This is a genomic window from Acutalibacter sp. 1XD8-33 (assembly GCF_003612555.1).
In the GTDB taxonomy this organism is placed as follows: Bacteria; Bacillota; Clostridia; order Oscillospirales; family Acutalibacteraceae; genus Acutalibacter.
This window is the reverse complement of sequence record NZ_RAZF01000058.1, coordinates 1-7,782: the sequence shown is the minus strand read 5'-3', so window position 1 is coordinate 7,782 and position 7,782 is coordinate 1. Positions and strand designations below refer to the sequence as shown.

Genomic DNA, 7,782 nt, shown 5'->3' with positions numbered 1-7,782 from the left:
TCTGTCATCGAGCTGGAACGGTATCTCTCCGGCGGTAGTCAGGCCGGAACCGATTTTTCAGAAAGTAGTCAGCGGGAGAAAACAGGCCTTTCCGTGAGAAAAGAAAAACTCCCAGAAGTCCAGTAACTTCTAGGAGTTTCGTTGGAGCTGGATGTCGGAATCGAACCGACCACCTCATCATTACGAGTTCAATCCGGGCTGTTTTCCGCTCCCGCCGCTTGCCGTAGCGTATCGCCGAAAACCCCAGTATTCATGCGGGTTGCGGGGTTTTGCTTATCATTTCTTGACGTGCTTTGACTTTCCCTGATGTATGTACTTTTTTGGTGCCCGTATGTCCTTCGTATGTCCTCCGGGGAGTGGATTTCGCCCTTGACCTCATCCCTTTTTACCGCTATGCGCAGCCTCTATTGAACCAACGGGAATTTCCGTTAGCATTTCCGTGTATACGTCTGTGTATACTTGCGTGTATAAACTCGCGATGCTGGCTGGTACCTAGTACAAAGATTGTGGGCATAAAGCGGCAGGACTTTTGCAGGGCCTTTTTGCATTTGCCAGCATCGCATTTGTCGGACAAAGCGTCTGACATTCTGTCTGACTTTTCTCCACAAATACCGCTGGCCCCAAAACTGAGGACTGTAAAAAGCGGCAGGCCCCCCGTAATCCCGCCGCTTTATTAAGATAAAATTTTACTCAAATGAGAGAAAAAATTTTTTCGCTGACTGCGCTCTTTTCGGGCCTCGGAGCCCCGCAAGCGGCAGGGAGGGGCTTCACAGTACCTAAAAAGGGGCGGACTTGTAATCCACCCCTTTAACCGGCGCAATTTTGCGCTCGTTACCCCCGCTCAACCAGCCATTCCTCCACACTCCCGCCATATTTCCAGGCGCTAAAGCTGGTGTGCTTGTAGGCGTTCCCGGCTATGTACTCATCCCCAAGCCGCTGTATGCGCTCATCAGCCCGCAGCGCTTGCAGGCCCTTGCTGACCTCCCGGCGCACGTCCGACAAGGTAACACTTAGTCCTTCTGCCGTTTCCCGCAGCGTTTTCCCCTGGTAGTACCGCCCACGCAGTCCGGCCTCTTGCAGGGGCTCCAATGCCGCAAGCCCCGCCTCAAGTTCGGCGTGGTGATACTCCCTTTCCGCAGTGATGTCTATAGCCTCTAGTTCTCCCGCCGCTTGTGGGTCTGGTATCAAGTCCCCCGCCTCCACAGGGTGCTCTCCATCGTCCAGGGCGGGCGCGTTCATGCTGTCGGCAATGTCCAGGGGATTGCATTTCCGCAACCCCATAGCGGCCTTAAAACGGCTCTCTGGGGCCCTGGTAAGGTAGGTGGTGAATCGCCACCCCCCAGCGGGCTTATAGGCTCTCACAGCGTCCAGGAGGGCCAAATAGCACTCTTGTTCAAGGTCTTCCATAGTAACCCCGCGCTGGGAACAACACTCTACCCCATAGCGCCGGTAAAAGCGGCGGGCAAGCTGGTACAGCAGCCGTTTGACCTGTTCCCACAAGCCCGCTATTGCCTCCCGGTCACCCTGCTGGGCCAATACCGCCAATTCCTCATTGCTCATTGACTATCGCCCTCCATTCTGGTATCATGGTAGAGGGTCGCCCTGCTTTCATCCTGCTTTTGCCATACCGTCCCCCAGCAGCTGGCAGCGCAATTTTGCGCCGTCCTCATAGACTTTGCACCCCAGCCGGTATATGCGCCTTACCCCAGGCGTGTCCAGCACCCGCTCCAAAGACGCATTTGCTTTCGCGCTCAACGTCCGGGCCTCTGCCTCAAAAGTCTCTGCAAAGGGGTTTGGCTCTCCGGCGGCTCCCATCCGGCAGCACTCGCAAAGAAACTGCCCCACTTCTCTGGTGAAGTCCTGTTCACTGGGCAAATCGTATTGTCATAGTTTCCCTTGCCGCTTTCGCACTACCCGGGCATAGTGGGCCAGAAACTTTTGCATAGCGGCGTGGTACTGCTTGGGGGACAATGCCAGCTTTAGGACGGTCTGCCACAGCTTTGCCCGATCCGTCCACTCGCCGCTTTTCGGGGAGAAGGTCAAGGCGCGCTGTATTGCCTCGGGAAAGGCCGCAAATACCGACCTTACCGCTTTTCCTAATTCCCCCTCCAGCAGACAGGCTTCCATTGTGAATGTCCAGCAGCCGATATGTACCACCGGGATATGGTACAGTTCTCGAACTTGTGTTTCGTCCAGGTCAATGATTTTTGGGTTTTCCATTTTTCCTTTCAGCCCCTTTCTCCCCGGGTAAGCCCGGAGTTGTACGCGTCCATGTAGTAATCCTGCATCAGCTCTGCTATCTCCCCGGCATCCTGCCGCCCGAACTGCTTGACAGACCATCCCAGAAAACACTCCCAGTCTGCTGCTGGTCGTCCGGCCTGACGGTCTTCCCTGCCTTTTCTGTCAAAGGCAGAGGCCATTTCATCAAACAGCGCCGCCCATCTGTGGGCCTCAGGGGACAGCTTTTCCCCGGTCGCTTCTGTATACTCGTTAAGGGTCTCCGAGGGGTACACGAACATAACAGGGCCATTATCTAATCTTTCCATTGCGTTTTCCTCCATTTTTCTGTTGACTTCCCCCTTAAATGGGCTGGTATACTCTACTTACCAGCCCATTTAAGGGGGACTGCGGGCCTTTATGCAGCGCTTTTGACCGGGCGGCTGTATAAAGGCTTTTCCTTTGACCTATGCCCACACCGGGGCTATCGCCTCCTTTTCAAGTCCAGCCTCTAAAAGCGGCAGGGCTTGGTAGAATCCCCATCCCGCCCTGGTTCCTGCCGCTTTACTCGGGCTGTGAGTATAGCATAGTATATCGAATGCAATATAGCAATGCGGGATTTTTGCTAAATATCGAATGCAATATATGTGCAATCTGTATATTGCATTCAATATATGGCTGTGGTATAATAGGGACAAAGAAAGGAGGGCGGCAATCATGACGGCAAAAGAAGTCCTGAATTTAATTGACTGGCTGCGCAAGCAGGGGTTTGACAATGACAAGATTGTTGAGTGCCTGGAGAGTGTGGAGGGAAGAACACGAATCACCTTCGCAGAAGAAAGCAAAGAGCAGGAGTAAGGCATAAGGGGGCGGGGTGTTCCCGGCCCCTTTTTGCGGCATAATGGGGACAAGAGAAGGGAGGCTAAATAAATGCCAGCGTCAAAAGCGCAGCAGAGAGCCGTAAGCAAGTACATGAAAGAGAATTATGACGTTTTTCAGATACGAATGCCCAAAGGCCGCAAGGCCGTGATACAGGCCCACGCCCTGGCCCAGGGCGAGAGCGTCAACGGCTTTGTGAACCGGGCCATAGATGAAACGATGGAACACGATAAAGGAGGTATAGACCATGAGTAACAAAGAACAGTGTGTAGCCCTGCTGGACGAATTTTCAGAGGCCCAGCTTGTCAATGTGGCGGCTATGCTAAAGACCATGAGGCAGACCGTGGCCCAGGCCATTGAGGACGAATGGGACGAGACCCCCAACGCCACCACCATAGCCGCTATTGAGGAACTGGAAAGCGGCGGGGGTGAGCGCTGGACCGGCAGCACGGCTGATTTCTTCGCTATGCTGGACGCAGAGGATGAGGAGGAGGACGATGCTTGAGCTAAAATCCGGCGCAGAGTTTAAGCACGACCGCCGCCGGTGCAAAAAGCGCGGCTATGACATGAGCTTGCTGGAGGCTGCTGTGGACACCCTGCGTATTCCTGCCGCTTTGCCTCCCCAGAACCGCGACCATAGCCTTACTGGAAACTGGGCGGGGTATAAGGAGTGCCACTTGGCCCCTGATTGGCTGCTGGTATATAAAAGGTGATGGGGAATGAGCTCCGGCTGGCGCGTACCGGCACACACTCTGACCTGTTCGGCAAATAGTCTGAGAGGGGAAGCCCGAAAATGGGGCACACCTCTCTTTTCGTCTGTAGTGGCCCTCTAAGGCATTTTAATCCCGAAACGGCACTTCCATCACCAAAGACGCGCAAGCGCCTTGCAGAGCCTGTCAGGGCCATCTATGGCGATTTCTGGCGTAGCCCTCTTGTGTTGCTTGCAAAAATAAGGCGCTGGTGTGGAATCCTTCCCCAGGCAACTCCGCAAAGCCTTTCCAGCATCCACAAGGGGGGCCAAAATTGGACCCACCTTCTGTGAGCCGCTACAAGGCCCGTAGAGAAGCCTTCGCCAGTTGTGGCAAAATTTCCTTGCCGATACCCCAGAGGGGCCTTGCGGCGCGTCTGAGAGCCCGCTAGGGCTATGCCCGCCGCTTTCTGCCCCATATCAGCCCGAAAGTCCAAGCGGCTGGGGCTTTCTTCCACTTGTGGGGGGAGGGGTGGGATTTGAAATCGCAACCTTTCGGAATTCAGCTTTCCGAAAGCGGCGGTGGCTGAATCCAATTTTTGGATTCAATGGTACTAAGTCCAAAAGCGAGCCCAGCGTTTCAACATTTCTCAACCGTTATTTCCCGTTATCTCTGACCTTAACTTTTGCTAACAACCTCAAGTTTTCCCAAGTAGTTCCCCAGCGAAACGAAATGGCTTTTTCCAAAATTATCTCACGCACACGGCGCTCGGGCCTCTTTTGCCCCGTAGTGGGCACCGGGGGCAGGTAGTACCTACGACCGGGGGGCTCTCCTGCCGCTTGCAGTACTCCATCACCCGGACGTTGCCGGTGTCCTGCTCCCAGACCTTGCCGGTATAGATATACCACAGCTTGCGCTCGGGCACATACCGGGCCACGGCCTTGTACCAGTCCGCGAACAGGTTGCCGCTGCCGATATCCGTCCTGGCATAGCGGTCGTTGTCCTCGGGGTGAAGATCTGCCAGAGAGCCCCTTTGTGGGCTTTCCTCTGGCGCGTCCGCGAAGTCCATAGCCGCCGGTTGCCGGAATTCCGCTGATTTTTCCTCAAAGTATGCCCGGGGGTCGTACACGTCCCGGCAATCCCTTATAGCCTGTTCTATGGTAATCCTGCCGTAGGTGCTCCCGGCGGTAGGCCTGTCCCATTTCTCCCGCATAAGGCCGGACTGCCTAAAAAGGCTGTCCATGCGCTGGGGGGCTTTGCCAGTCCAGAACGCCAGCATATTGCAAAGGGCTATGTCGGCCTCCGAGCGGGACTTGTAGGCGCTTATGTCCCCAGCCCATAGGGCAGAGAATAGCCTGCCGCTTTTGCTCTGCTGGATTTTGGCTATCAGCTCTGCATCCTCGATGTCCACAGGTCTGCTTGCCGCAAGCGGCAGGGGGGCCGGTTGCTCTTTGGCTCTCTCCCTTACCATGTACTTTTCCAGCACCCGGGCAAGCTGTTCGCCTCTATCTTCCAGGCCCTTGCCGGGGGTCAGGGTATCGCCAGTAACGGTCACATACTTGTTGGTTGCCCCGGCTATGTAGCACTCAAGCCCCAGCTTTTGGTTATTGATGTAGTAACGGGCCTTGTCATACTTAAAACCCGGGGCATAGAACAGAATCCGCAGGCCCTGCTCGCTTGGGGAGCGCTCAGTGTAGCTGTCCATCATGCCCACAATGTCCTCTGCCATCGGGGAGAGGGCCCCGGCCTCGTCTATGCAGTGGTCGATGTCCAGGGCTCCCAGTTCCCCGAAAATGCCCACGCCCAGGCCCCGGTACTTGGGCAGGGCCGCAAGGGCGGTGTGGAAGTCAGAGAAGGTGCCGGGGTCGGTGGACTTTGCCCCCCGGCCTGTTTTGGGGTCGTAGGGTATCTTTGCACCCTTGCCCTCTCCTTCGGGGCCAATGCGCCCCCGGCAACAGAACAGGCCGTTTTCCCTCAGCTGGGGCGGCAGGTTTTCAGCTATTATCTTATCTCCCATAGTACACCCCCTCAATTACTCCCGCCGCTTTCTCAATCTCTCTAGCCCTATGCCTCATAGAGCGTATGAACTCCCGGACTTCCCTCTCACTTCCCGGCAGATAATAGCCGTGCGCATTGTCTGAGAGGATAGGCTCACCCATCAGCCGCTCCCGCTGGATGCAAAGCCGGACTTGCCGCCCGTCCATACCGGTAAGCTGGCACAGGACTGCAAGCGGCAGGGCGTTCTCCCGGCCTGCATGGAGAAAGTCAGAAATTGTAACTTGCCCTTTTGCGGGCGTTGTGGTAGAATCGTTGGTAGGATTGGAGTACCCGCTAAAGTTCCCCTGTCCTGTTGCCTGTCCAGGTGTTCCAGCACCCGGATAGGCTTTCTTTTTGTCACACATTTTCCTTCCCTCCCTGTTCCAGCGCGTCCAGTTTTTCCAGTAGCCGGGGGACGTTCACAAGGTACACCGTCCCCGACTTCACGTGCGGGACGCTCCCATCTTTACAGCCGTTCCTCAGATAGTACTGGGAGAGGCCGGTCACCCGGGCGGCGTCTTTGATTTTCATAAAGGGTGTATGCTCCATTACTCTGCCTCCTTTCTCAAGCGCTCAATGATTGCCAGTGACTGCCGCCGGATTTCCTCGGGCAGCTCGTGGCGCAGCTTGCGGGAAAACGCACTGTCAGCCATGCCCAGTTCCTCAGCCACCCGCCACAGCTTGACCCCCGCCGCTTTTGCGGCCTGCCGCACTTCTTGGTTTGCCATAAATACATGCCTCCTTAAAAGATTGTTGTTGACACACGCCTAAATTTGTGGTACACTTCCATTGTAAACAACAAACGCAATAATGTCAAGGTTTATATGCACATTATTTTTTAATTCAACAAATTCATGCGCAGGAGGTCAAAATGGATACCAAGTCTATATTTGCGAAACGATTTAGAGAATTACGTGAAGCGGCAGGCTTAAAACAATCCGAAATGGGCGAAAAGCTGGGAGTGTCCAGAGGTTCTATAAGCTTTTATGAAAACTGCGACCGAACCCCCGATATAGAGTTTGTAGCAAACGCCGCCCAATACTTCAAAGTATCTTCTGATTACCTACTAGGGCTCACTAACGCGCCCACGACTGACCCATATAGGCGGGCCGCTTTTGATTCTTTGGGGTTGAGCTATGAGGCAGTAGACTATCTCATGATGTTAAACCAGGTGGAAAAAGAAAACCACTTTGGGCCTAGCTATGTTGAGCGCCGGGACCTCTTGTCTTACTTTCTCAGCCTCCACAGAGAAATTGACGATTTCCTTACGCAATGTTCTTTGTATGTGAGTAAATCATTAAAAGGACATGACCCACGATTCACTTATACTAACGAGTACATTATGTGTATGGACACATTAAAGGCCCACGGTTTTAGCATTTCTGCTAATGAGGAACAGACACGGTATCTATTTAACGAGCGAATTGTGCCGATTTTGCGCGGCCTGCTGGATAGCTATGTCGACATGAATAGGAGGGTTCATAGTGCCCAACATTAAAGAAATGACCACCAAAGATGGTAGAACTTTCTACAAAATCCGAGTAAGCCGGGGCCGGGAAAAGGGCTATCTCTCCACACGCTGGTACCCGCCCGAGGGGTGGAGCCGCAAAGCTATAGAGAGGGAGCTTCATAAGCAAGCGGCAGAGTTTGAACGCAAGGCCCAGGCCGGGGAAGTGGTCAGCCGGGAGGAACAGGCCGAAATAGACCGCCAGCGGGCCATAGAAGCGGCGAAGATAAAGACCCTCCGGCAGTACGGCGAGGGGGTATTCATGCCCACAAAGTCGATCACCATGAGCGAGAACACCCGCAGCGCGTACCAGGGAGCGCTCAACCACTGGATATACCCGGCTTTAGGAGAGTTGAAACTGCCGGAGATAACCCCGGCGGAAATAAGCGCTTTACTGTTCTCCATGCAAGGGTTGGGAAAGGCGCAGGCCACTTGCGTTAAGGTGTACGCGAT

Annotated in this window: 13 protein-coding genes and 1 pseudogene; 6 read left to right on the top strand and 8 right to left on the bottom strand. The window is 54.5% G+C overall.

What is annotated here, in order from left to right; translation table 11 throughout:
- Positions 1-831: 831 nt before the first annotated feature.
- Genes D7X94_RS17505 through D7X94_RS17490 form a run of 4 tightly spaced genes read right to left on the bottom strand, consistent with a single transcriptional unit; the run spans position 832 to position 2,546 of the window.
- Complete coding sequence (locus D7X94_RS17505) at positions 832-1,560, bottom strand: RNA polymerase sigma factor (RefSeq protein WP_120429076.1); 729 nt, start codon at positions 1,558-1,560, stop codon at positions 832-834.
- 48 nt (positions 1,561-1,608) lie between these two features.
- The gene (locus D7X94_RS17500) at positions 1,609-1,875 is read right to left on the bottom strand and encodes a hypothetical protein (protein WP_120429075.1); all 267 of its coding nucleotides are present in this window, start codon (positions 1,873-1,875) and stop codon (positions 1,609-1,611) included.
- Between the two features lie 9 nt (positions 1,876-1,884).
- The gene (locus tag D7X94_RS17495; protein ID WP_120429073.1) at positions 1,885-2,220 is read right to left on the bottom strand and encodes a hypothetical protein; all 336 of its coding nucleotides are present in this window, start codon (positions 2,218-2,220) and stop codon (positions 1,885-1,887) included.
- 8 nt (positions 2,221-2,228) lie between these two features.
- Positions 2,229-2,546: a hypothetical protein gene (locus D7X94_RS17490; protein WP_120429071.1), complete on the bottom strand. Its 318-nt coding sequence runs from the start codon at positions 2,544-2,546 to the stop codon at positions 2,229-2,231.
- A 388-nt stretch (positions 2,547-2,934) separates the two neighbouring features.
- Between D7X94_RS17490 and D7X94_RS18615 the strand changes: the two genes are divergently transcribed.
- The 4 genes and pseudogenes from D7X94_RS18615 (at position 2,935) to D7X94_RS17475 (ending at position 3,868) form a co-directional block, all read left to right on the top strand.
- A complete protein-coding gene (locus D7X94_RS18615; RefSeq protein ID WP_158591075.1) occupies positions 2,935-3,075 on the top strand; it encodes a hypothetical protein in 141 nt (46 codons plus the stop codon).
- 72 nt (positions 3,076-3,147) lie between these two features.
- Positions 3,148-3,351 (top strand): hypothetical protein, encoded by a 204-nt coding sequence (locus tag D7X94_RS17485; protein WP_120429069.1) that lies wholly within the window; start codon positions 3,148-3,150, stop codon positions 3,349-3,351.
- Entirely contained in the window at positions 3,344-3,601 is a 258-nt protein-coding gene (locus D7X94_RS17480; protein WP_120429067.1) for a hypothetical protein, read from the top strand. The genes D7X94_RS17485 and D7X94_RS17480 overlap by 8 nt, the downstream gene beginning before the upstream one ends.
- Positions 3,594-3,868 (top strand): annotated as a pseudogene (locus D7X94_RS17475) (type II toxin-antitoxin system YafQ family toxin). Before D7X94_RS17480 ends, D7X94_RS17475 begins: the two are co-directional and overlap by 8 nt.
- 665 nt (positions 3,869-4,533) lie before the next feature.
- On the opposite strand, the gene D7X94_RS17470 reads toward D7X94_RS17475, so the two are convergent.
- From D7X94_RS17470 to D7X94_RS17455, 4 genes are read right to left on the bottom strand one after another with little or no spacing between them, the layout of a single operon-like run.
- The gene (locus tag D7X94_RS17470; RefSeq protein ID WP_120429065.1) at positions 4,534-5,802 is read right to left on the bottom strand and encodes a phage NrS-1 polymerase family protein; all 1,269 of its coding nucleotides are present in this window, start codon (positions 5,800-5,802) and stop codon (positions 4,534-4,536) included.
- Positions 5,792-6,187 carry a hypothetical protein gene (locus D7X94_RS17465; protein ID WP_120429063.1) on the bottom strand — a complete coding sequence of 132 codons (396 nt, stop codon included), beginning with the start codon at positions 6,185-6,187 and terminating at the stop codon, positions 5,792-5,794. The genes D7X94_RS17470 and D7X94_RS17465 overlap by 11 nt, the downstream gene beginning before the upstream one ends.
- Positions 6,180-6,371, bottom strand: coding sequence for a hypothetical protein (locus D7X94_RS17460; RefSeq protein ID WP_120429062.1), 192 nt, complete (start codon positions 6,369-6,371; stop codon positions 6,180-6,182). Before D7X94_RS17460 ends, D7X94_RS17465 begins: the two co-directional genes overlap by 8 nt.
- A complete protein-coding gene (locus D7X94_RS17455; RefSeq protein WP_120429061.1) occupies positions 6,371-6,550 on the bottom strand; it encodes a hypothetical protein in 180 nt (59 codons plus the stop codon). Before D7X94_RS17455 ends, D7X94_RS17460 begins: the two co-directional genes overlap by 1 nt.
- 143 nt (positions 6,551-6,693) lie before the next feature.
- On the opposite strand from D7X94_RS17455, the gene D7X94_RS17450 reads away from it, so the two are divergent.
- Entirely contained in the window at positions 6,694-7,320 is a 627-nt protein-coding gene (locus D7X94_RS17450; RefSeq protein WP_120429059.1) for a helix-turn-helix domain-containing protein, read from the top strand.
- The coding region (locus D7X94_RS17445; protein WP_243111381.1) for an N-terminal phage integrase SAM-like domain-containing protein at positions 7,307-7,782 on the top strand (476 nt) is incomplete at its 3' end. The genes D7X94_RS17450 and D7X94_RS17445, both read left to right, overlap by 14 nt.